Source organism: Pseudomonas typographi, from assembly GCF_014694385.1.
GTDB classification, from domain to species: Bacteria; Pseudomonadota; Gammaproteobacteria; order Pseudomonadales; family Pseudomonadaceae; genus Aquipseudomonas; species Aquipseudomonas typographi.
This window is the reverse complement of the sequence record NZ_JAAOCA010000020.1, coordinates 1-22,356: the sequence shown is the minus strand read 5'-3', so window position 1 is coordinate 22,356 and position 22,356 is coordinate 1. Positions and strand designations below refer to the sequence as shown.

Genomic DNA, 22,356 nt, shown 5'->3' with positions numbered 1-22,356 from the left:
TCGGGCCGCCTGGGCGCCCGCCGGGCGCTACCACGCGCCTACCACCCCATAGGTGGTCAGCAACCTGAGGCTTGCCCCGGCAAGCCTTTTTTATTTGATGGTAGAACCGATGCGCATTGTCTTTGCCGGTACCCCCGAATTTGCCGCCGAACACCTTAAGGCCCTGCTCCACACACCGCACCAGGTGGTGGCTGTTTACACCCAGCCCGACCGCCCCGCTGGGCGTGGGCAAAAGTTGCTGCCAAGCCCGGTCAAGCAACTGGCCGTGGCCCAGGGTATCGAGGTGGTGCAACCCGCCAGCCTGCGGGCGCCGGATGCCCAACAAAAGCTGGCGGCCCTGGCGCCCGACCTGATGGTGGTGGTGGCCTACGGGCTTATCCTGCCGCAAGCGGTGCTCGACATTCCGCCGCTGGGCTGCATCAACAGCCACGCTTCGCTGCTGCCGCGCTGGCGCGGTGCCGCACCGATCCAGCGCGCGGTTGAGGCCGGTGATACCGAGAGCGGCGTCACGGTGATGCGCATGGAGGCCGGGTTGGACACCGGGCCCATGCTGCTCAAGGTCCGTACCCCCATCAGCCCTCGCGATACCGGCGGCAGCCTGCACGACCGCCTGGCCCAACTGGGCCCGGCGGCGGTGGTCGAAGCGATCGCGGGCCTGGCCAGCGGCACCCTCATAGGCCAAGTGCAAGACGATGCCCTGGCCACCTATGCGCACAAGCTGAGCAAACACGAAGCCCGCCTCGACTGGGCGCGCCCGGCCGTTGCACTGGAGCGCCAGGTGCGCGCGTTGTTTCCGTGGCCGGTATGCCACAGCACCGTGGCCGGCGAACCGTTCAAGGTGCTGGCTGCCAGCCTTGGCGAAGGCCACGGCCAACCCGGGCAGATACTGGCCGCCAGCAAGCAGGGCTTGGCGGTGGCGTGCGGCGAGGGCGCATTGCTGATAACCCAACTGCAACTGCCTGGCGGCAAGCCGCTGGCATTCAGCGACCTGTTCAATAGCCGCCGCGAACAATTCGCCCCCGGCATGGTGCTAGGCCAATGAACCCGCGCCTGGCCGCCACCCATGCGCTGGCCGCCGTACTGGCCGGCAAGGCTTCACTCAATGGCTCGCTGCCGCCACAACTGGCCAAGGTTGAACCACGCGACCGCGGCTTGGCCCAGGACCTCGCCTTCGGCGCCGCGCGCTGGGAGCCACGGCTGGCGCTGCTGGCCGGCGCGTTGATGCAAAAGCCGTTCAAGGCGCAGGATGCGGATTTGCAAGCGTTGCTGCTGGTGGGCCTGTATCAACTGCTCTACAGCCGTGTGCCGGCCCATGCTGCCATCGCCGAAACCGTGGGCTGCGCCGTCAAACTTAAAAAGCCCTGGGCAAAAGGGCTGCTCAATGCCGTGCTACGCCGCGCCCAGCGCGAAGGCAATGAACTGCTGATTGGCCTGGAGCGCGACCCGGTGGTCAGCACCGCGCACCCCCGCTGGCTGCAAAAAGCCCTCAAAGCCGCCTGGCCAGAGCAGTGGCAAGCGCTGTGCGAGGCCAACAACCAGCCCGCGCCGATGACCTTGCGGGTGAACCGGCGCCACCATCGCCGCGACGCTTACCTGCGCCTGCTGGCCCAGGCAGACATCGACGCGCGCCCCTGTGGCTTCAGCGAAGACGGCGTTACCTTGCTGCAGCCCTGCGCCGTGGAACAACTGCCGGGCTTTGCCGAAGGTTGGGTGAGCGTTCAGGACGAAGCCGCGCAACTGGCCGCCGGGCTGCTCGAACTGGCACCCGGGCAACGGGTGTTGGACGCCTGCTGCGCACCCGGTGGTAAAACCTGCCACCTGCTCGAGCGCGAGCCGGCGCTGGCCGAAGTGCTGGCCGTAGACCTGGAGCCCAAGCGCTTGGAGCGGGTGCGCAGCAACCTCGCCCGGCTTGGCCTGAGCGCACGCCTGGTGGCGGCCGACGCGCGCGACACCGCAGCGTGGTGGGATGGCCAGCCCTTCCAGCGCATCCTGCTCGATGCACCTTGCTCGGCCACTGGGGTAATCCGCCGCCACCCAGACATCAAGCTCACCCGCCAACCCGGTGACATCCCAGCGCTCGCGCAGTTGCAGGGCGAGATGCTCGATGCCCTGTGGAACACCTTGGAGGTCGGTGGGCTGCTGGTGTACGCCACCTGTTCGGTGTTACCGGCGGAAAACACCGACACCCTCGCCGCGTTCCTGGCCCGCACCCCCGGGGCGCGCGAGCTCGACCTACCGATCGCCGCCGGTATACCCCAGGCCAATGGCCGCCAGTTATTTCCACAACCGAACGGCCACGATGGTTTTTACTACGCCAAACTGATCAAGATCGCCGCCACCCCTCGCTAACAGGAGCCACCCGTGAAGATCATCATTCTCGGTGCCGGCCAGGTCGGCGGCACCCTGGCCGAATACCTGGCTAGCGAAGCCAACGACATCACCGTGGTCGACACCGACGGCGACCTTCTGCGCAGCCTGGGCGACCGCCTCGATATCCGCACCGTACAGGGCCGTGGGTCATTCCCCACCGTGCTGCGCCAGGCCGGCGCCGAAGACGCCGACATGCTGGTGGCGGTGACCAGCAGCGACGAAGCCAACATGGTGGCTTGCCAAGTCGCCTACACGCTGTTCCGCACCCCCACCAAAATTGCCCGCGTACGCGAATCGGCCTATCTCACCCGCGCCGGCCTGTTCGACAACGAGGCCATCCCGGTCGATGTGCTGATCAGCCCGGAGCAAGTGGTTACCAATTACATCAAGCGGCTGATCGAACAACCCGGTGCATTGCAGGTGATCGACTTCGCCGGCGGCAAGGCGCAATTGGTGGCGGTCAAGGCGTACTATGGCGGCCCGCTGGTGGGCCAGCAACTGCGGCAGATTCGCCAGCACATGCCCAACGTCGATACCCGGGTGGCGGCCATCTTCCGCCGCGACCGGCCCATCCTGCCGCGCGGCGACACTGTGATCGAGGCCGACGACGAAGTGTTCTTCATTGCCGCGCGCAATGACATCCGCGCGGTAATGGCCGAATTGCGCGGCGTAGACCAACGCAACAAACGGGTGGTGATCGCCGGCGGTGGCCATATCGGCGAACGCTTGGCCGAGGCCATCGAAAGCCGCTACCAGGTCAAGATCATCGAAATGAACCCGGCACGCTGCCGGCAGTTGTCCGATACCCTCGACAGCACCGTGGTGCTACAGGGCAGCGCCTCGGACCGCGACCTGCTGCTCGAAGAAAACATCGCCCAGGCCGATATCTTCCTGGCGTTGACCAACGATGACGAGGCCAACATCATGTCGTCGCTGTTGGCCAAGCGGCTGGGCGCGCGCAAGGTGATGACCATCATCAATAACCCAGCCTATGTGGATCTTATCCAAGGCGGCGAAATCGACATCGCCATCAGCCCGCAGCTGGCCACCATTGGTACCTTGCTCGCCCATGTACGCCGCGGCGATATCGTCAGCGTGCATTCGCTGCGCCGTGGCGCGGCCGAAGCCATCGAAGCCATCGCCCATGGTGACCCCCGCTCAAGCAAGGTGGTGGGCCGCGCCATTGGCCATATCCACCTGCCTTCTGGTACCACCATTGGGGCAATCATTCGCCAGGACGAAGTGCTGATCGCCCACGACAGCACGGTAATCGAAAGCGGCGACCATGTGATTTTGTTCGTGGTCGATAAGAAGTTCATAAGGGACGTGGAAAAGCTCTTCCATGTGGGGTTGAGCTTTTTTTAAAGGGTGTTGTAACGAGGGCTTGCCGTGATCGAATCGCTGGAAAAAATGCTCGCCAAGGGTGTGGATAACCCGCTGTTGCGCTTTGGCCTGGGCAAGGGCTACCTCGACCAGGGCAACGCCGCCCTGGCCGCCGAGCACCTGGCGCGTTGCATCGAGCTTGACCCAAAGTATTCAGCCGCCTGGAAACTACTGGGCAAGGCGCGCAAGGCCAGTGGTGACTTAGGCGGCGCGCGCGAGGCCTGGGAGAAGGGCATTGCCGCGGCACAGGCGCACGGGGATAAGCAGGCAGAGCGGGAGATGGCGGTATTCTTGAAAAAACTGTAACGGGAGCTTTGGTTATATCGCCTAAGGGAAGCATTAATTAACGCAGCCAAAGATTTCTCCTCCTTAACATCGACCAGGAAGTTGCTTTCCAACTTCCTCATCGACAAGGAGAAGGCTTATGCCGCAGATCGAATTAGGCCCCATTAATATCTCGGCGCCCGGCTTCGGGATAGGGCCATCACCTAGCTTGGGTAGCTCGCCCCCCATGGGTAACCCTGCACTGGTGAAAATGCACGCCCGGGCACAGCGTGACCGCGCCTATACCCAGGGCAGCTGCCTCGAGATGTTTGCCAAGCTTTTAGAGTCGTTGAAGCATGCTCGCCCGGCTTACAGTTTTGTTGAGCCCCTTAAGCATGATTTGGTCACCGCGCACCATGCGGATTATTTACAGTGTATAACGCCGCATATGCCAGACGCCGATGCGTGGCGAGCGGGCCGGCAAAAAAGCCAACCAGATAAGCATGTATGGCACGCCAACATTGACCGAAGAACTCTCGGGAAATACGTTCACTATCATGAAAGCGTATAGCCACTACTTGATGGGAAAGGGCGTGCCTCTGACATGGCGCTTGGAGAATACAGGTATCACACCCACAGTAGCAAAGCTACCGGATCTGCAGCGGGCAATTAGTCTTGCAGGGACCGGGATAACGAATATAGACATAAATATGGCTTATGACGCGGGCCTTGACTCCAGTGTAGCTAAATATGTGATTGGCAATATAACGATTCGAGCGGTCGGTAAAATAGTGCGTCCGGAGTCAGGGCCTATCACGTTCAACGGCGAGATCCGAGCTTATAACGACCTCTATGACTTCGACAAAAGCACCCATAGATCGATCCTTACCGAAGCTGCGACGACGGCTGGAAGGCTCGTGGGACAAAGAGCTAAAGCGACACCCTATGAAATTCAACTGCCGGGAGCGATTCAATATCACATACCCAGTAACAATTAATCAAGCGCTACATTTCGTAAATGTATTATTGTGCCCACCTGGACATATTTTCTGGAAGCCAGCATGACTAGGATTCTAAAAATTCTATATAGTCCCGGCCTCCTCTGCATTGGCTGGCTTCTTCTTTCCGAAGCAACTACGATCGATAATCATGCTCGCTTTGATCCGACCGAAGATACTTACGGCATAGATCCTTACGACTTCTTATTTGTGACCATGGTCCTTGTGGGCCTAGCTAGCATCATACTTTTTCTTATTGCCGAGTTATTTTGCCTCGTCCTCACTAGAAAACTCAACCCGGTCATTATTCGATGCATCCAACCCTGGGGGTGCTTACCATTTTGCGCAGTCGTATCATTCGCTCTGTGGATGACCTATATCAGGGAATTTACCAACATTTGGTTCATCATCGCATTTGTCACGTTTGCCCTTTCGCTCATGACCGCTCTGGCTAGGTTTGCAGCGCCCTACAAAGATATCCGGGGCCAGCATGAGGCCAGTCCCAAACCATAAACTTAAGCATCGCAACCCATCCCCGCGCATCATCCCATACCCCGTCCCAACGACCGGCTTCAATACCACCGCGCCTCGCCCTCCGGCCGCTTCTTGAAGCGTTTCATGCTCCACATGTATTGGTCCGGGTAGGCCCGCACATAGCGCTCCACTACCTTGCTCATGGCCGCCACGGCCACCGCGGTGTCGGTGCTGTACATGGCTTCAGGCGCGGCTTCGAGGATCACCTTGAAACCGGAACCATCGGGCAGCCGCAGGGCATGCAGGAACACGCCCACGGCCTTGCCGCCGGCGAGCATGTTCGGCACGAACTTGCTGGTCAGCGCCAGCGTGCCGAGAAACGGCACGAACAGGCCGGCTGATTCGGCCGGTTCCGGGTCGGCGGGGATACCCACCTGGCCGCCCTTGCGCACCTCCTTGATCACACTGAGGATGCCCTCTTTGGTCGACGGCGCCACGCGGTTACCCAGTTGCACGCGCTGTTTGCGCAGCAGCGCGTCTACCGCCTTTTGCTTGGGCGGGCGGTAGAAGATGATCGGCTTGCATTGGTGGCAATAGAAGTGGTTGAGCACTTCCCAGTTACCCAGGTGGCTGGTGATGCCGACCACGCCCTTGCCGCTGGCCAGGGCCTGTTGCAGCACCTCGAGGCCTTGCACCTCGCGCACCAAGGCCAATGAGCGTTCGGCCGGCCAGATCCATGCACAGGCGCTTTCGGTGAAGGAGCGGCCGATACCTTGCAGGCTACGGCCCACCAATTGTTCGCGGGCGGCAGGGTCCAGTTCTGGAAAGCACTTGGCGAGGTTGATGCGCACCACGTCGCGGGAGCGATTCGGCAGCTTCCACATCAGCCAGCCAATCACCGCCCCCACCCGCTGCACCGCGCCCCACGGCAACAGCGCGAAGGCTTTCAACGCGCCGACCAGCAAGGCACCCTTGAACGTTTCCACAGGCCACTCCCTTAAGTTTCGAGCGGCGCCATTCTAACCCAGGTGTTTCAGCCCGCCAGCACAGCGTAACGGTCACAGTCGGTGGTGTGGTCCATCACCATGCCGGTGGCCTGCATGAAGGCGTAGCAAATGGTAGGCCCCACGAAAGTGAACCCGGCCTTTTTCAGCGCCTTGCTCATGGCCAGGGCGGCAGCGGTTTCAGTGGGTATGGTGCTTCGATCGGGGTGGTGGTTGACCTGCGGCGTACCGCCCACGAACGACCATAAAAACCCGGCAGGGTCTTCCAGGCGCAGCCAGGCTTGGCCGTTCTGGCGGGCCGCCTTGAGCTTGAGCAGGTTGCGGATGATACCCGGGTCTTGCATGCGCGCCTGGATGTCTTCATCGCTCATGGCGGCCAGGCGTGTGGGGTCGAAGCCAAACAGCACCTGGCGGTAGCGCTCGCGCTTGCGCAACACGGTGATCCATGACAACCCCGCTTGGAACCCTTCGAGCACCAGCAACTCGAACAGCCGGCCCGGGTCGCGCAACGGCACACCCCATTCCTGGTCGTGGTAAAGCTGGTAGATAGGGTCGTCGGAACACCAAAAGCAGCGTGGCATAAGACTCCGGGGGTGGCAAGGGGCCGCCTGATTCGCGGTATACTTCCGCTCTTTACATGTGCAGCCCAAGATACAGGTGAATTCGTGACCCAGCCTACGCCAGCCGTGCGTACCTTCCAAGACTTGATTCTGGCCCTGCAACAGTACTGGGCCGAGCAAGGTTGTGTGGTGCTTCAGCCCTACGATATGGAAGTAGGCGCGGGTACCTTTCATACCGCCACCTTCCTGCGCGCCGTGGGGCCGGAAACCTGGAACGCCGCTTACGTGCAGCCCAGCCGCCGCCCTGCCGATGGCCGTTATGGCGAGAACCCCAACCGCCTGCAGCATTATTACCAGTTCCAGGTGGTGCTCAAGCCTAACCCGGAAAACTTCCAGGAGCTTTACCTGGGGTCGCTCGAGCGTATTGGGCTGGACCCGCAGGTGCACGATATCCGCTTCGTCGAAGACAACTGGGAATCGCCCACCCTCGGCGCCTGGGGCCTGGGCTGGGAAATCTGGCTCAACGGCATGGAAGTGACCCAATTCACGTACTTCCAGCAAGTCGGCGGCATCGAGTGCTACCCGGTCACCGGGGAGATCACTTATGGCCTGGAACGCCTGGCCATGTACCTGCAAGGTGTGGATTCGGTGTACGACCTGGTCTGGGCAGACGGCCCGTTTGGCAAGGTCACCTACGGCGACGTGTTCCACCAAAACGAAGTGGAGCAGTCGACGTACAACTTCGAACACGCCAATGTCGAGAAGCTGTTCGAGCTGTTCGATTTCTATGAAAGCGAAGCCAACCGGCTGATCGAGCTGCAACTGCCGCTGCCGACCTATGAAATGGTGCTGAAGGCCTCGCACACCTTCAACCTGCTTGACGCACGCCGTGCGATTTCCGTGACCGAGCGCCAGCGCTACATCCTGCGCGTTCGCACGCTGGCCCGTGCCGTGGCGCACAGTTACCTGCAAGCCCGGGCACGCCTGGGCTTCCCAATGGCAACCCCTGAACTGCGAGATGAAGTGTTGGCTAAGCTGGAGGCGGCGCAATGAGTGCTCAAGATTTTTTGGTTGAACTGGGCACCGAAGAACTGCCACCCAAAGCGCTGCTGAGCCTCGGCGAAGCGTTCCTGGCCGGCATCGAGAAAGGCCTGCAGGCCGCGGGCCTGAATTACACCGCCAAGCGCTTCTTCGCGGCGCCCCGGCGCCTGGCGGTGCTGGTCCAGGGCCTGGATACGCAGCAGGCCGACCGCGCCATCAACCTTGACGGCCCGCCGATACAGGCGGCCTTCGACGCCGACGGCAACCCCACCCAAGCCGCCCTAGGCTTTGCCCGCAAATGCGGGGTAGGCCTGGCGGAAATCGACCGCAGCGGCGCCAAATTGCGCTACAGCCAGAACATCAAGGGCAAGCCAACCGCCAGCCTGTTGCCGACGATCGTCGAGGATTCGCTCAACGACCTGCCGATCCCCAAGCGCATGCGTTGGGGCCTGCGCAAAGAGGAATTCGTGCGGCCAACCCAATGGCTGGTGATGCTGTTCGGTGACGAAGTGGTCGATTGCACGATCCTGGCCCAGCGCGCCGGCCGCGAATCCCGCGGCCATCGTTTCCATCACCCGCAGGCCGTGCGCATCCAGTCGCCGGCCAGTTACCGCGAAGACCTGCGCCTGGCCTACGTGTTGGCCGACTTTGCCGAGCGCCGCGAGTTGATCGCCAAGCGCGTCGATGCACTGGCGTTGCAGCAAGAAGGCACGGCCATCGTGCCGCCGGCCCTGCTCGATGAGGTATCGGCGCTGGTCGAATGGCCGGTGCCGCTGGTGTGTTCGTTCGAGGAACGCTTCCTCGACGTGCCGCAAGAAGCGCTGATCACCACCATGCAAGACAACCAGAAGTACTTCTGCCTGCTCGACGCCGAAGGCAAGCTGCTGCCACGGTTCATCACCGTGGCCAACATCCAGAGCAAAGACCCACAACAAATCGTGCAGGGCAACGAAAAGGTCGTGCGCCCACGCCTGACCGATGCGGAGTTCTTCTTCAACCAAGATAAAAAACAGCCCCTGGAACACTTCAACGAGCGCTTGCGCAACGTGGTATTCCAGGCACAACTGGGCAGTGTGTTCGACAAAGCCGTGCGGGTGTCGCAATTGGCCGCCTTCATCGCACCGCGCATTCAAGGCGACGCTACCCAGGCTGCCCGGGCCGGGTTGCTGTCCAAGTGCGACCTGGCCACGGAGATGGTCGGCGAGTTCCCCGAGATGCAAGGCATCGCCGGCTATTACTACGCCACTCACGACGGTGAACCCGAAGACGTAGCCAAGGCCCTGAACGAGCAGTACATGCCGCGCGGTGCCGGGGCTGAGTTGCCACAAACCCTGACCGGCGCCGCCGTGGCCATCGCAGACAAACTCGACACCCTGGTCGGGATCTTCGGCATCGGTATGCTTCCCACCGGCAGCAAAGACCCTTACGCGCTGCGCCGCGCTGCGCTGGGGGTGCTGCGGATTCTTATCGAGAAGCAACTCGACCTGAACCTGAACGACGCGGTGGGGTACGCCATCTCGTTGTTTGGCGACCACGTACAAACCGCCGCGCTGGCAGACCAGGTACTGGAGTTTGTGTTCGACCGCCTGCGCGCCCGCTATGAAGACGAAGGCGTGGATGTGGCCTGCTACTTGGCGGTACGGGCGCTCAAGCCGGGCTCGGCGTTGGACTTCGACCAGCGCGTGCAAGCGGTGCAGGGGTTTCGCAGGCTGCCCGAGGCCGAAGCCTTGGCGGCGGTGAACAAGCGCGTGTCGAACCTGTTGAGCAAAGCCGAGGGCGGCATCGCCGCCAGCGTCGAACCGAAGTACTTCGACAACGCCCATGAGTTCTCGCTGTACTCCGCCATCCAGCAGGCCGACCAGGCCGTGCAGCCGATGTTCAAGGCACGCCAATACAGCGAGGCGCTGGCCCGCCTGGCCGCCCTGCGCGAGCCGGTCGATGCGTTCTTCGACGCGGTGATGGTCAACGCCGACGACCCTAATGTGCGGGCCAACCGCTACGCCTTGTTGGCGCGCTTGCGGGGGCTATTCCTGGGCGTCGCCGACATATCGGTGCTGGGGTAAGGCGTGAAGCTGCTGATTCTTGACCGCGATGGCGTGATCAACCATGACTCCGATGCGTACATCAAATCGGTTGACGAATGGCTGCCTATTCCCGGCTCGATCAGCGCCATCGCCGCGCTCAGCAAGGCCGGCTGGACAGTGGCGGTGGCCACCAACCAGTCGGGTATTGCCCGGGGCTATTACCCTGTCGCCGCCCTTGAGGCAATGCACGAACGGCTGCGCACGTTGGTGGCCGAGCAAGGCGGTGAAGTCGGCTTGATTGTCTACTGCCCCCATGGCCCCGGCGACGGCTGTGACTGTCGCAAGCCGCGCCCCGGCATGCTGCGTACCATCGGCAGGCACTATGGGGTAGCCCTGCCTGGGGTGTGGTTCGTGGGCGACAGCCATAGCGACCTGCAGGCGGCGCGCGCCGTGGGGGCCCAGCCGGTGCTGGTAAAAACCGGCAAAGGCGAGAAAACCGCGAACGAGGGGGTGGCCGGCGATACACTGCTTTTCGACGACCTGGCCGCTGTGGCCCAGGCCTTGATCAACGCTTAGTCACGAAGGTGGCGCATCCGCCCATGGACCACATCGCTATGTCGAAACTGCCGGCCTTTCGCGTCGCCTTATTTTATTTCCTGCTCGGCACCAGTGCCTTTCTCTGGTGCACGTTAAGTTTCTTCTTTGCACCATTCATGAGTTTTCCCCGGCGTTACCGGTTCATCAACGGCTACTGGTGCCGGTTCGCCATCTGGTTGGCTGGGGCGGTGCTAGGGTTAAAGGTTCGTATCCGTGGCGCGGAAAACGTACCGGCGCAGCCATGTGTGATCGTGTCGAACCACCAGAGCACCTGGGAGACATTCTTTTTGTCTGCGTATTTTCAGCCCATGAGCCAGGTACTGAAGAAGGAACTGCTGTACGTGCCGTTCTTTGGCTGGGCAATGGCCATGCTTCGGCCGATCGCGATCGACCGCGACAACCCCAAGGAAGCGCTGAAGCGGGTCGCCAGCGAGGGTAACAAGCTGCTCAAGGATGGCGTGTGGGTGCTGATCTTTCCCGAGGGCACGCGCGTGCCCTATGGGCAAATCGGCAAATTCACCCGTAGCGGGGCAGCATTGGCCGCCCATGCCAACCTGCCTGTGCTGCCGATAGCCCACAACGCTGGCAAGTTTTGGCCGCGTAAGGGCTGGGGTAAATACGCCGGCACCATCGATGTAGTGATCGGTGCGCCGCTATATGCGGCGGGCACCGGGCCGCGCGACGTGGCTAACCTGAATGACCAGGTATTCGCTTGGAACGAAGGGACCCAGCAAGCCTTGGGCGCCTTGCCCCAAGCCGCCGAGACACACCCGGCGTAATTGTGGATAACTTGTGGGCAAAACCTCGAATAACTTTTTCGATAAGCAGCTAACCACATGAATTAACTGCTTATTTTTTTATCGCATAACTGTGAATGACATTTTCGACTCAGGTACGGGTGATATCAACCTGCCGGGTTTCTTTAAGGCACGCCAGGGTCACCACCACACTCACCGCCGTGACGATAACTGGGTACCACAAGCCATAGAAGATGTCGCCGGTATACACCACCAGCGCAAAAGAGATGGTCGGCAATAACCCGCCGAACCAGCCGTTACCGATGTGGTAGGGCAGTGACATCGAGGTATAGCGGATCCGCGTGGGGAACAGCTCGACCATCAGTGCCGCCAGCGGGCCATAGCACATCGTGGCAATCAGGATCAGCGCAAACACCACGGCCACCACCATGGGTTGGTTGACTTGGCTGGGGTCCGCCTTGGCCGGGTACCCCGCGGCATTGATCGCCGTGGCCATCGCGGCGGTGTCCACCCCTTCGATGCGGGTATCGCCGATCGAAACCACCACGTTGCTGCCCGCCGGCGCTTCTTGGCTGCTATAAGGCAAACCCGCCTTGACCAAAAACGTTTTGACCTTGTCACATGGGCTATCGAAGCGCGCCTTGCCCACGGGGTCGAATTGGAAGGTGCAGGTGGCGGGGTCTGCGATCACGGTAATCGGCGCCCGGGCACTGGCTTGGTCGATGGCAGGGTTAGCGTAGTAGCTCAAGGCTTTGAACAGCGGAAAATACAAGACCGTCGCCAGCAGCAAACCTATCAACAGGACCGGTTTACGCCCAATCCGGTCGGACAGCCAGCCCATGATGACGAAGAACGGCGCCCCGAGAATTACCGCCACGATCAGCAGGCTATTGGCTTGCGCGGCATCCATCTTCAAGATTTGCGTAAGAAAAAACAGCACATAAAACTGCGCCGTATAGAACGTGACCGCTTGCCCGGCATTGACGCTGAACAAGGCGATCAGCACCACCTTCAAGTTCTGCCAGGAACCGAACGACTCCCGGATCGGCGCTTTGCTCACCTTGCCCTCGGCTTTCATTTTAAGAAACGCCGGTGACTCATGAAGGCTCAGGCGAATCCAGGTAGAAATACCCAGCAATACGATGGACAGCAGGAACGGCAAACGCCAGCCCCAGGCCTCGAACTGGTCGCCGGTGATATAACGGCAGACCATCACCACCACCAGTGACAACAACAGCCCCAACGTGGCGGTGGACTGAATCCAGCCGGTGTGTTGCCCGCGTTTCTCTGCGGGCGCATGTTCCGCCACATAGGTGGCGGCGCCGCCGTACTCCCCGCCCAGCGCCAGGCCCTGGAGCATGCGCAAGGCAATGAGGATAACCGGCGCGGCTATGCCGATGCTGGCATAGGCCGGCAGCAGCCCTACGGCGAAGGTAGAGAGGCCCATGAGCACGATGGTGACCAAAAAGGTGTACTTGCGCCCGATCATGTCGCCGAGCCGGCCGAATACCAACGCGCCGAACGGCCGCACCAAAAACCCCGCCGCGAACGCCATCAGGGCGAAGATGAACGCGGTGGTATCGTTCACACCGGCAAAGAACTGCTTACTGATCAGCGCCGCCAGGGCCCCATAGAGAAAGAAGTCATACCACTCGAATACCGTGCCCAGCGAGGACGCGAAAATGATCTTGCGTTCCTCACGGCGCGCGGCGGCAACGGAAGCTTGGGGGTGATGCTCGATATAATCCGACATGGGTGAAATCCTCGGGCCCGGGGGCACAGTGATTATTCTTGTTGTCCACTGTCGGCCCCGCGCTACCGCACCCCGCGGGGCCCTGATCGCTGTATCAGGTCGTCTGTGTGGGGTTACCCCACGGCGGTTTCCACCTCCCGAGGCTGGCCCACAGCATTGGGTGCCTGCCAGTTATGCGCGTGAAGGATCATCTGCGCGGCCTTCTCGGCGATCATCAAGGTGGGCGTACAGGTATTGCCAGAGGTGATCTGCGGCATGATCGACGCATCAGCAATGCGCAAGCCTGCCACGCCATGCACCCGTAGTTGCGCATCGACTACCGCGCTCGGATCGCTGCCCATGCGGCAGGTGCCTACCGGGTGGAATATGGTCGTGCCTATGGCCCCGGCCGCTTCCTGCAGTTGCTCGTCGGTTTGAAGCTGCGCGCCGGGCAGGTACTCTACCGGGGCGAAGCGGGCCAGGGCCGGGGCTTGCACGATCTGCCGGGTCAGGCGTATGGCCTGGGCGGCCACGTGAAGGTCTTGCGGGTGGCTAAGGTAGTTCGGGTCAATCGAGGGCGCCTGCTCGGGCGCGGCAGCCTGAATGCGCACCGAACCGCGGCTCAGTGGCCGTAGGTTGCACACCGAGGCGGTGAAGGCCGGGAAACTGTGCAGCGGCTCGCCAAAGCGCTCCAGCGAAAGCGGCTGCACATGGTATTGCAGGTTGGCGCTGGGCTGGCTGGCATCGGATTTCACGAACGCGCCCAGTTGGCTAGGCGCCATGGCCAACGGGCCGCTGCGGTCATACAGGTAACGCAAGCCCATGCCCATTTTGCCCCACACACTGCCCGCCACCTGGTTGAGCGTGCGCACCCGGGTGACTTGGTAGATCAGCCTTAGCTGCAAGTGGTCCTGCAGATTGCCGCCCACCTCCGGCATGTCGCGGCGTACCGCGATGCCCAGGCGCTCCAGCAATGAGCGAGGGCCCAACCCCGAGCGCTGCATAATAGTGGGCGAACCTATGGCACCGGCGCACAAAACCACTTCGCGGCGGGCATTGAATACCCGCTTGGCGCCCAACCAATCGGCTTCCAGCCCCACCACACGGCCTTGCTCGAAACGCAAGCGGTCTACAGTGACTTTGGTCAGCACCGTCAGGTTGGGCCGCTTGAGGATAGGCCGCAGAAACGCCTTGGCCGAGTTCCAGCGCACGCCGTTGCGCTGGTTGACCTGAAAATAGCCACAGCCCTGGTTGTCGCCGGTATTGAAGTCATCGACCTTGGCGATACCACATTGCTCGGCGGCATCGCGAAAGGCGTCGAGGATTGGCCAGTGATAGCGTTGCCGCTCCACCCGCCATTCGCCGTCACCGCCATGGGCTGGGCTGTTGCCGCCGAAGTGGTTCTCGCTTTTGCGAAACAGCGGCAATACCTGGTCCCAGCCCCAGCCTGGGTTGCCCTGCGCCGCCCAAAGGTCATAGTCGCGGGCTTGGCCGCGCATGTAGATCATGCCGTTGATCGACGAGCAACCGCCGAGCACCTTGCCGCGCGGGTAACTCAGCCGGCGGCCGTGTAGGCCGGGTTGTGCCTCGGTTTGAAAACACCAGTCGGTGCGGGGGTTGCCGATGCAGTAGAGGTAGCCCACCGGGATGTGAATCCAGGGGTAGTTGTCTTCGCCTCCGGCCTCCAGTAGCAATACCCGTACCGCTGGGCTGGCAGACAACCGGTTGGCCAATAACGAACCCGCGGGGCCGGCCCCTACGATGATGTAGTCATAGGTATCGGTGGCTGATGGCATTGAACACCTCGCCGCTTTTATTGTTGTTGGGCTTCATATTCATTGATAGAAAACCATTTGCCTACGATAGTTTTCGCCCAGTGCTTGTGCGTTTTCGCACAGCAGCGTCACCGAACCGGGGGGTGCTGGCGATGTTCGATTGGAATGACCTGCGGTTTTTTCTCGAGCTGCAGCGCAGCGGGCGCTTGCTGACGGCCGCCCGCCGCCTGGGCACTACCCACACGACGGTGGCGCGGCACATCGAAAACATCGAGCGCGAGCTAGGCACCGCGCTGTTCGTACAACACGCACAAGGCTATGAGCTGACACCCGCCGGGCAGGCATTGGTCACGCATGCAGAGGCGATGGAGAATGCTGCCTTGCAGGCCCAGGAGGCGATCAGCCAAAGCCCCACCCCGTTGGGCAAGGTGCGCCTGGGCGTGACCGAAGGGCTGGGCGTGGCGTTTTTGACCCCGCGCATGGGCCTGCTGCTGGCGCGGTACCCAGGCCTGGAAGTGGAGCTGGTGGCGGTGCCCCGGTTCGTGAGCATTCTCAACCGGGAGGTGGAGATCAGCGTACAACTCGAGCGCCCCCAGGCAGACCTGCTGATCAGCCGCAAATTGACCGACTACCGCCTGGCACTTTACGCCAGCCCCCACTACCTGGCGCGGGCCGCCCCGTTGCACACCCATGAAGACCTAAGCCAGCACGCCTGGATCGGCTACGTCGACGACCTGCTGTTCAGCCAAGAACTGTTGTTTCTCGACGGCTTTTGCCGTAACCCCAATGTGGTGTACCGCAGCACCAGTGTGGTGGCACAACAGGTTGCCGCGCGCGCGGGCTTGGGCATTGCCGTGCTGCCCAATTACATGGCCCGCCACGACCTGGAGCTTGAGCGGCTACTGCCGCAGGAAACCATCCAGCGCAGCTACTGGATCAGTTGCCGGCGCGAGCTGCACCGCTCGGTACGGCTGCGGGTGGTTTGGGACTTCCTGGCCGAGCTGTGTAACGAGGCCCAGGGCGAGCTTATGGCGCCGTAGCATGGCTACTTACCGCCCTTCGCCCCCGTGCTATCGGGGGCTGCCTGGGATAGAACGTGGTATGTACCATTTTCTTTTTTAGGCCCCAAACAGTCGCTCGCCGAGGGATAGCAGGCAGCCAAAATACGCCGTAAGCAGGGCCAGTCGCGCCGTTATCGAAGGCGGGGTCAAAGCTGTCGCTTGTCAGGGGCCTAGCCTGACCACAACATTCACTCGTCACATCGGGTCCTAATTTCTAAGACACCACCCCAAGCGGCAACGGAGAAAGCCCATGCGTAAACTGGACCGAACGGATATCGGCATCCTCAACGCTCTACAAGACAACGCCCGCATCACCAACGCCGAGTTGGCGAGGGCGGTGAACCTGTCACCCACGCCGTGTTTCAACCGGGTCAAAGCCATGGAGGCATTAGGGTTGATTCGCCAACAGGTCACCTTGTTGGCCCCTGAAATGCTCGGGCTGCACGTGAATGTGTTCATCCATGTGAGCCTTGAGAAGCAAGTGGAAGATGCATTAGCGCGTTTCGAACAGGCGATCGCCCAGCGCGATGAAGTGATGGAGTGTTATCTGATGAGCGGTGACGCGGACTTTCTCATCCGCGTGTTGGTGCCCGATATCCAGGCCCTGGAGCGGTTCATCATGGACCACCTCACACGTTTTCCGGGCGTTGCCAATATCCGCTCGAGCTTCGCGCTCAAACAGGTGCGCTACAAAACCGCGTTGCCGTTACCGGCCAATGGCTTGAGCGTGCCATGTTGAGCGCAGCTCAAAGAAACAGCCGCGCACTGGCGTACATGCCGATGGCGAACACCACGTGGCCGATCACATTGAGCCAACGGGCCTGCACCGGGTTGGCCGCACCGGAGCAGGCCACGCCAACGCCCATGCCGGGCTGCAGCACGTACCAGCCGGCCGCGACCGTGACCAAGCCCACGATCAGCGCCGGGATAAAGCTCGGCGCGTGGGCCCAGCCCGGCCCCCAGAGCAGCAGCAGCGCCGCCGCGAATACCACGCCCACCACATAGTGCATCAGCCAACCGAGCGCCAGCTCTCGATGAACCGGCGGTGACTGGGTGATCCCCCGGCGATGCACGAATACACCTTGCACCCACCCCGCGAACCAGCGCCCGACCAAGTGCCACGGGGGCAATGGCAAGCCACGCACGCGGTTCAAAAAGAGGTTCCATAGGTCCAGCAGCGCCGTGCCGCCTGCGCCTATTACCACAGCAGATACAATAAAATCGAACACCCGGAGCTCCTTGAGCGCGTCAGTTGGGTAAGTAATTGCGTAGCGTTCGGGTGCGCTCCTCGGTGCGCTGTTGTTTGCACCCTAGCAACGCCAGGTTCCGCATACTGCCGCCCTCGTATAACTGATATTGCGCAGCGCAGTCAGCGTCGCGAAACGCCACCCAGGCCCTTTGCGCCGCGACCAATTTAGTGTTGGCGGCAGGCTCGCTTACATGCCCCAGCAGGTCACGGTAGGCGCTGTTCAAGGCTTGGTCTGCAGTCGCTAAACTTTGTTGGGCACATTGCTCCAATGCACGGGTGCTGGTGGCTTCGGCACAGGGCGTGGCGGCGCCCGCGTAGGCCGGCAGGGCAGTCGCCAATGGCAACGCGAGGGCAAAGGCAAATGCGATGGCACGCAACATCGAGTTCCTTGGCAAGGGCAAGTTTGCGCCATGATGGCTCGGGGGGTTGCCGAGGCCAAGTACTTTTGTATCGGTGCCGGCTGTGGGGCTGCGCTTGCCCGTGCGAGTGCCCCACTGCGTTATATGGGCAACGATGTTGTAGACAGCACCTCCCGCAAGCCCATGAACGAACGGATCTGCCGCACGCCCGGCAGGTACAGCAACTGCTCGGCATGTAGCCGGTTGAAGCTTTGGTTGTCGCGGGTTCGCAACAACATAAAATAGTCGAACTCCCCGGTTACCACATGCAGCTCCATGCAGCCAGACACCCGCTGGGCAGCCTTTTCAAAGTCGGCAAACGACTCTGGCGTAGAGCGGTCCAGCACCACGCCGATCAATACGACCATCCCCAGTTCCATCGCCAGCGGGTTGAGCAGCGCCACGATACCCTTGATCAGGCCGGCATCCTTTAGCCGTTCCACCCGCCGTAGGCACGCTGGTGGGCTGAGCTTGACCTTCTCGGCCAACGCCACATTGGACACCGAGGCGTCCTTTTGCAGGGCCTTGAGGATGGCCCTGTCGGTACGGTCCAGCTCCAGGGGCGCCAAGCTGGGCGCGGCGCGCTTCTTTCGTTCATTTATTGCTTTCATAAGGGGTATGGCCTTATTTAAATTACCCATAATGCTTTATTTATTAATTAATAGCTGAAAATAATCAACTATTTGCAACCACGGGCCACGCCGTTTCTCCTACCCTATTTTGCATCGCCGGCCGCTGTGCTCCGGCCCCCGAAACCCTCATCGATGCAGGAGAACAGCCATGAACCTCGATAAATTCAAGCGCTACCCGCTAACCTTCGGCCCGTCGCCGATCACGCCCTTGAAGCGCCTGAGCGAACACCTGGGTGGCACGGTCGAGCTGTACGCCAAACGTGAGGATTGCAACAGCGGCCTAGCTTTCGGTGGCAACAAAACCCGCAAGCTGGAATACCTCATTCCCGAAGCGCTGGCCCAAGGCTGCGACACCTTGGTTTCGATCGGTGGCATACAGTCCAACCAAACCCGCCAGGTGGCGGCAGTGGCGGCGCACCTGGGCATGAAGTGCGTGTTGGTGCAGGAAAACTGGGTGAACTACTCCGATGCGGTATACGACCGCGTGGGCAATATCGAGCTGTCGCGCATCCTGGGCGCCGACGTGCGCCTGGACGCCGCCGGATTCGACATCGGCATTCGCCCGAGTTGGGAACAAGCCATGCTCGACGTGAAGGCAGCAGGCGGCAAGCCATTCCCGATTCCTGCCGGTTGTTCCGAACACCCTTATGGCGGCCTGGGTTTCGTCGGCTTTGCCGAAGAGGTGCGCCAACAAGAAAAAGACCTGGGCTTTACCTTCGACTACATCGTGGTGTGCTCGGTAACCGGCAGCACCCAAGCTGGCATGGTGGTGGGGTTCGCAGCCGATGGCCGTGCCAACCGGGTGATCGGTATCGACGCCTCGGCCAAGCCCGAGCAAACCCGTGCGCAGGTACTGCGCATCGCCCGCCATACCGCCGAAATCGTCGAATTGGGCCGCCCGATCAGCGAGCAAGACGTGGTACTGGACACCCGCTATGGTGGCCCCGAGTACGGCCTGCCCAGCGAAGGCACCTTGGAGGCCATTCGCCTGTGCGCGCGCTTGGAAGGGGTACTGACCGACCCGGTGTATGAAGGCAAGTCGATGCAGGGCATGATCGATAAAGTGCGTAACGGCGAATTCCCCAAAGGCTCGAAGGTGCTATACGCGCACTTGGGGGGCGCCCCGGCGTTGAACGCCTACAGCTTCCTGTTCCGCAACGGTTGAACCGTCGGTTTAGCTGCATGCAGCTACAGGCAGCCCCGTAGCTGCAACATACACCGCGCCTGGCGGGCCGCTATTGGCCGGCCAAGGCCAGGATCGTCCCCACCAACGCCTGTGCCCGGGGCACCAAGGTATCCAGCTCCAGGTATTCATGCTCGGTATGCACCTTGCCGCCCACCGGGCCCAGGCCGCATAAGGTCGGCACGCCAAGGCTCGCGGTAAAACCGGAGTCGGCACAACCGCCAGTGAACTCCCCCTCTACCTTAAAGCCCAATGCCCGCGCCTGCTGCTGGTATGTTTCCAGCAAAGCCGCGCTGTACCGCGCCTCCATCGGCAGAAAGGTCGAGCCTTCCCTCAGCACCGCCGTGGTTCCGGGCAGCTCCTGCTCGGCGATGATTGCTTCGACCTGGGCGCGGATGCCGGGCCAGTGCGCCAGCTCCACGAAGCGGATATCCAGCTTGGCGCTGGCCGACGGCGCCACGGTGTTGCTGGACGTGCCGCCGGCCACCAGCCCCACGTTGGTGGTGATACCGCGCCCATAGTCGGTCAGAGCATGCAGTTTGATGACCTTGCGCGCCAGCGCCTCGATGGCGCTGGCGCCGTCGGCATGGTTGACGCCCGCGTGCGCGGCGCGGCCGCTGACCTCGATGACCAGGCTGGCGCCGCCCTTGCGCGCGCTAACCACATTGCCGGTGGCCCGAGCCGGCTCGGTATTGAGCACCGCCTGCGCCGCCCGCGCCGCTACCTCGATGGCAGCCCTGGCGCTGCCCGAGCCGATTTCTTCATCACCGGTGTACAGCACCTGCACGGCGAACGGCAGCGGCCCGGCACGGCGCAATGCCTTGAGGGCGAAGCAGTCGAGCACCAGCCCGCCTTTCATGTCGGCAACTCCGGGCCCATAGGCCAGGTGGCCTTGGCGGGTGTAGCCGCGGCGGCTAACGGTCCCTTTGGGGAACACCGTGTCGCGATGGCCCAGCAGCAGCACCGGTTTACCCGGGCCGCCTGGCAGCTCGCCCATCAACAGGTCGCCGAAGCCTTCCATCGGCGTGCGCCGGACCTCGATGCCTTCCGCTTGCAACTCGGCCACCAGCAGGTCGCCCACCGCATCGACACCCGCTTTGTCATAGCTGTTGGAATCGGTATCCACCAACCTGGCCAGCAGCCGCTCCATAGCGCCCTCCTGGGTCGCCAGCCATTGCAGCGCCGGGTTCATGGTTGGCACTCCCGTACCAGCCGCGCGCCGTCTTCGCCCAGGTCCCAAAACATGCCGGCCATGATCTGCAGGCTTTCCTTCACCACCGGCGCCAACACATGTTCGTCGGGAGCGTGTTGCGAGCACGCCGGGTAGGAGTGGGGAACCCACACTGTCGGCAGGCCCAGCACATCGGCAAACACGTCGTTAGGCAGCGAGCCACCCAGGTTCGGCAGCAGCGCAGGCGGTTTCGCAGTGGTCTTGCGCAGCGAGTCCATGGCCCAGCCGACCCAGGGGCTAGCCGGGTCCAGGCGCGTGGCGTGCATCACCTCCATCCGGGTCTGGGTCACCTTGACCCCATCGAACCCGTGGGCGTCCAAGTGTGCGCGCACCGCCGGGATGAAGGTTTCAAAATCGCTGTCGACGGTGAAGCGCACATGGCACAGCGCCCAGGCTGTCCCCGGAATGGCATGCACCGGGGCATCCGGATTCCCGGTTTTGAAGGCCAACACTTCCAGGGTATTCCAGCCAAAGACCTTTTCGCTGGCGCTCAGGCCAGGCTCACCCCAATCGGGGTCTACGGCCGGGTCATCGGGGCCGCCACCTACTTCGATATCGCTCAACGCCGCCTTGACCGCCGCCGGCAGGCCGCGGGGTTTGAGCGCGGCCACCTTCACCCGGCCATGTTGGTCGACCATAGAGGCAATGGCGTTAGCCAATATGATGCCGGGGTTGGCCAGCAACCCGCCCCAGTTGCCGGAATGGTGGGCACCTTCGCGCAGCTCCACGCTCAGTTCAAAGTTGAATGCGCCCCGGGAACCCAGAAACAACGTGGGCCGGGCCGCATTCAACCGTGGGCCGTCGGAGGCGATGAACACGTCCGCCGCCAGCTCGGCCTTGTGTGCGGCACAGAACGCTCTCAAGCCCGGCGAGCCGGTCTCCTCGCCCATCTCCAGCAGCAGCTTGACGTTGAAGCCAAGCTGGCCACCCCGGGCCCGGATCACCTGCTCCAATGCGGTCAGGTTGATCAGGTGCTGGCCTTTGTTATCCGCCGTGCCGCGGCCATACCAGCGTTCACCCTCTACCACCACTTTCCACGGCTCAAGGCCTTTACGCCATTGTGCATCGTAGCCGCGCACCACGTCGCCATGGCCATAACTGAGCAAGGTCGGCAGGCCAGGGCCTTCGACCCGGCTGGCGATCATGAAAGGCCCGCGGCCGGCGACCGGGTTGTCATGGATCACCACCTCGAACCCCAACGCCTGCACCTGGGGGGCGATGAAGTCGCTGAGGTACACATACAGGGCCGCCAGCCGTTCCGACTCTTGGCTTTCCGTGGGGTGCGCCACGGCGCTGTCGAGCAGTTCGAGAAAGCGGCCGGTTTCGAAGTGTTCGGTGGCATATTCGATGGCAAGGGAGCGACTCATGAGGCGATTAACTCCAGGGGTTGAGAAGGGGGGGCATTCAGGTGGCAGGCCACTCGGCCGCCGCTGACCGGCAAGGTTTCCGGGCGCTGGCTGGCGCACGTGCCGAACACCTGCGGGCAGCGCGGGTGGAAAGCGCAACCGCTGGGTGGCGAGATAGGGTTGGGGAAGCTGCCGCCCAGGCCGATGTCTGGGATACCCATGTGGGGGTCGGGGGTCAGCACCGAGCCGAGCAGGGCACGTGTGTAAGGGTGGGCT

General features: G+C 62.1%; 23 protein-coding genes. 13 read left to right on the top strand and 10 right to left on the bottom strand.

What is annotated here, in order from left to right; genetic code table 11:
- The first annotated feature begins 97 nt into the window (after window positions 1-97).
- From fmt to HAQ05_RS16175, 6 genes are all read left to right on the top strand, one after another.
- Entirely contained in the window at window positions 98-1,042 is a 945-nt protein-coding gene (fmt, locus tag HAQ05_RS16200) for a methionyl-tRNA formyltransferase (RefSeq protein ID WP_190422408.1), read from the top strand.
- The gene (gene rsmB / locus HAQ05_RS16195) at window positions 1,039-2,349 is read left to right on the top strand and encodes a 16S rRNA (cytosine(967)-C(5))-methyltransferase RsmB (protein ID WP_190422406.1); all 1,311 of its coding nucleotides are present in this window, start codon (window positions 1,039-1,041) and stop codon (window positions 2,347-2,349) included. Before fmt ends, rsmB begins: the two co-directional genes overlap by 4 nt.
- 12 nt (window positions 2,350-2,361) lie before the next feature.
- Window positions 2,362-3,735 carry a Trk system potassium transporter TrkA gene (gene trkA, locus HAQ05_RS16190; RefSeq protein WP_190422404.1) on the top strand — a complete coding sequence of 458 codons (1,374 nt, stop codon included), beginning with the start codon at window positions 2,362-2,364 and terminating at the stop codon, window positions 3,733-3,735.
- A gap of 45 nt (window positions 3,736-3,780) precedes the next feature.
- Window positions 3,781-4,059, top strand: coding sequence for a tetratricopeptide repeat protein (locus tag HAQ05_RS16185; protein ID WP_190422576.1), 279 nt, complete (start codon window positions 3,781-3,783; stop codon window positions 4,057-4,059).
- 419 nt (window positions 4,060-4,478) lie between these two features.
- Window positions 4,479-5,015, top strand: a complete 537-nt coding sequence (locus HAQ05_RS16180) for a lipid II-degrading bacteriocin (protein WP_190422402.1) — start codon at window positions 4,479-4,481, stop codon at window positions 5,013-5,015.
- Window positions 5,016-5,078: 63 nt separating this feature from the next.
- Window positions 5,079-5,528: a hypothetical protein gene (locus tag HAQ05_RS16175; RefSeq protein WP_190422400.1), complete on the top strand. Its 450-nt coding sequence runs from the start codon at window positions 5,079-5,081 to the stop codon at window positions 5,526-5,528.
- A 59-nt stretch (window positions 5,529-5,587) separates the two neighbouring features.
- Here the strand turns inward: HAQ05_RS16175 and HAQ05_RS16170 are convergent, their stop codons facing one another.
- Window positions 5,588-6,475, bottom strand: coding sequence for a lysophospholipid acyltransferase (locus tag HAQ05_RS16170; RefSeq protein ID WP_190422397.1), 888 nt, complete (start codon window positions 6,473-6,475; stop codon window positions 5,588-5,590).
- Between the two features lie 47 nt (window positions 6,476-6,522).
- Window positions 6,523-7,074, bottom strand: coding sequence for a DNA-3-methyladenine glycosylase I (locus HAQ05_RS16165; protein ID WP_190422394.1), 552 nt, complete (start codon window positions 7,072-7,074; stop codon window positions 6,523-6,525).
- Window positions 7,075-7,158: 84 nt separating this feature from the next.
- Between HAQ05_RS16165 and glyQ the strand changes: the two genes are divergently transcribed.
- The 4 genes from glyQ to HAQ05_RS16145 are packed head-to-tail and all read left to right on the top strand — an operon-like array spanning window position 7,159 to window position 11,494.
- Entirely contained in the window at window positions 7,159-8,106 is a 948-nt protein-coding gene (glyQ, locus tag HAQ05_RS16160; RefSeq protein WP_190422392.1) for a glycine--tRNA ligase subunit alpha, read from the top strand.
- Window positions 8,103-10,157 carry a glycine--tRNA ligase subunit beta gene (gene glyS, locus HAQ05_RS16155; RefSeq protein WP_190422390.1) on the top strand — a complete coding sequence of 685 codons (2,055 nt, stop codon included), beginning with the start codon at window positions 8,103-8,105 and terminating at the stop codon, window positions 10,155-10,157. The genes glyQ and glyS overlap by 4 nt, the downstream gene beginning before the upstream one ends.
- Window positions 10,158-10,160: 3 nt before the next feature.
- The gene (gmhB, locus tag HAQ05_RS16150; protein WP_190422388.1) at window positions 10,161-10,694 is read left to right on the top strand and encodes a D-glycero-beta-D-manno-heptose 1,7-bisphosphate 7-phosphatase; all 534 of its coding nucleotides are present in this window, start codon (window positions 10,161-10,163) and stop codon (window positions 10,692-10,694) included.
- Between the two features lie 38 nt (window positions 10,695-10,732).
- The gene (locus HAQ05_RS16145) at window positions 10,733-11,494 is read left to right on the top strand and encodes a lysophospholipid acyltransferase family protein (protein ID WP_190422574.1); all 762 of its coding nucleotides are present in this window, start codon (window positions 10,733-10,735) and stop codon (window positions 11,492-11,494) included.
- A 109-nt stretch (window positions 11,495-11,603) separates the two neighbouring features.
- On the opposite strand, the gene HAQ05_RS16140 is transcribed toward HAQ05_RS16145, so the two are convergent.
- A complete protein-coding gene (locus HAQ05_RS16140; RefSeq protein WP_190422386.1) occupies window positions 11,604-13,226 on the bottom strand; it encodes an MFS transporter in 1,623 nt (540 codons plus the stop codon).
- Window positions 13,227-13,339: 113 nt separating this feature from the next.
- Window positions 13,340-15,001, bottom strand: a complete 1,662-nt coding sequence (locus tag HAQ05_RS16135; protein ID WP_190422384.1) for a GMC family oxidoreductase — start codon at window positions 14,999-15,001, stop codon at window positions 13,340-13,342.
- 131 nt (window positions 15,002-15,132) lie between these two features.
- On the opposite strand from HAQ05_RS16135, the gene HAQ05_RS16130 reads away from it, so the two are divergent.
- Both HAQ05_RS16130 and bkdR read left to right on the top strand, forming a co-directional pair.
- Window positions 15,133-16,020 carry a LysR family transcriptional regulator gene (locus HAQ05_RS16130; protein WP_190422382.1) on the top strand — a complete coding sequence of 296 codons (888 nt, stop codon included), beginning with the start codon at window positions 15,133-15,135 and terminating at the stop codon, window positions 16,018-16,020.
- 271 nt (window positions 16,021-16,291) lie between these two features.
- Complete coding sequence (bkdR, locus tag HAQ05_RS16125) at window positions 16,292-16,780, top strand: Bkd operon transcriptional regulator BkdR (protein ID WP_190422380.1); 489 nt, start codon at window positions 16,292-16,294, stop codon at window positions 16,778-16,780.
- A 7-nt stretch (window positions 16,781-16,787) separates the two neighbouring features.
- Here the strand turns inward: bkdR and HAQ05_RS16120 are convergent, their stop codons facing one another.
- The 3 genes from HAQ05_RS16120 to HAQ05_RS16110 form a co-directional block, all read right to left on the bottom strand.
- Window positions 16,788-17,270, bottom strand: a complete 483-nt coding sequence (locus HAQ05_RS16120) for a DUF2938 family protein (RefSeq protein WP_190422378.1) — start codon at window positions 17,268-17,270, stop codon at window positions 16,788-16,790.
- A 19-nt stretch (window positions 17,271-17,289) separates the two neighbouring features.
- On the bottom strand, window positions 17,290-17,670 hold the full coding sequence (locus HAQ05_RS16115; protein WP_190422376.1) for a lysozyme inhibitor LprI family protein: 381 nt from the start codon (window positions 17,668-17,670) through the stop codon (window positions 17,290-17,292).
- 119 nt (window positions 17,671-17,789) lie between these two features.
- Window positions 17,790-18,299, bottom strand: coding sequence for an Lrp/AsnC family transcriptional regulator (locus tag HAQ05_RS16110; RefSeq protein WP_190422374.1), 510 nt, complete (start codon window positions 18,297-18,299; stop codon window positions 17,790-17,792).
- Between the two features lie 169 nt (window positions 18,300-18,468).
- Between HAQ05_RS16110 and HAQ05_RS16105 the strand changes: the two genes are divergently transcribed.
- Window positions 18,469-19,485: a 1-aminocyclopropane-1-carboxylate deaminase gene (locus HAQ05_RS16105; protein ID WP_190422372.1), complete on the top strand. Its 1,017-nt coding sequence runs from the start codon at window positions 18,469-18,471 to the stop codon at window positions 19,483-19,485.
- 70 nt (window positions 19,486-19,555) lie between these two features.
- On the opposite strand, the gene HAQ05_RS16100 is transcribed toward HAQ05_RS16105, so the two are convergent.
- The 3 genes from HAQ05_RS16100 to HAQ05_RS16090 form a co-directional block, all read right to left on the bottom strand.
- Complete coding sequence (locus HAQ05_RS16100) at window positions 19,556-20,695, bottom strand: M20 family metallopeptidase (protein ID WP_190422370.1); 1,140 nt, start codon at window positions 20,693-20,695, stop codon at window positions 19,556-19,558.
- Window positions 20,692-22,101, bottom strand: a complete 1,410-nt coding sequence (locus HAQ05_RS16095; RefSeq protein WP_190422368.1) for a M20 family metallopeptidase — start codon at window positions 22,099-22,101, stop codon at window positions 20,692-20,694. The genes HAQ05_RS16100 and HAQ05_RS16095 overlap by 4 nt, the downstream gene beginning before the upstream one ends.
- The coding region (locus HAQ05_RS16090) for an oligopeptide/dipeptide ABC transporter ATP-binding protein (RefSeq protein ID WP_338050240.1) at window positions 22,098-22,356 on the bottom strand (259 nt) is incomplete at its 5' end. The genes HAQ05_RS16095 and HAQ05_RS16090, both read right to left, overlap by 4 nt.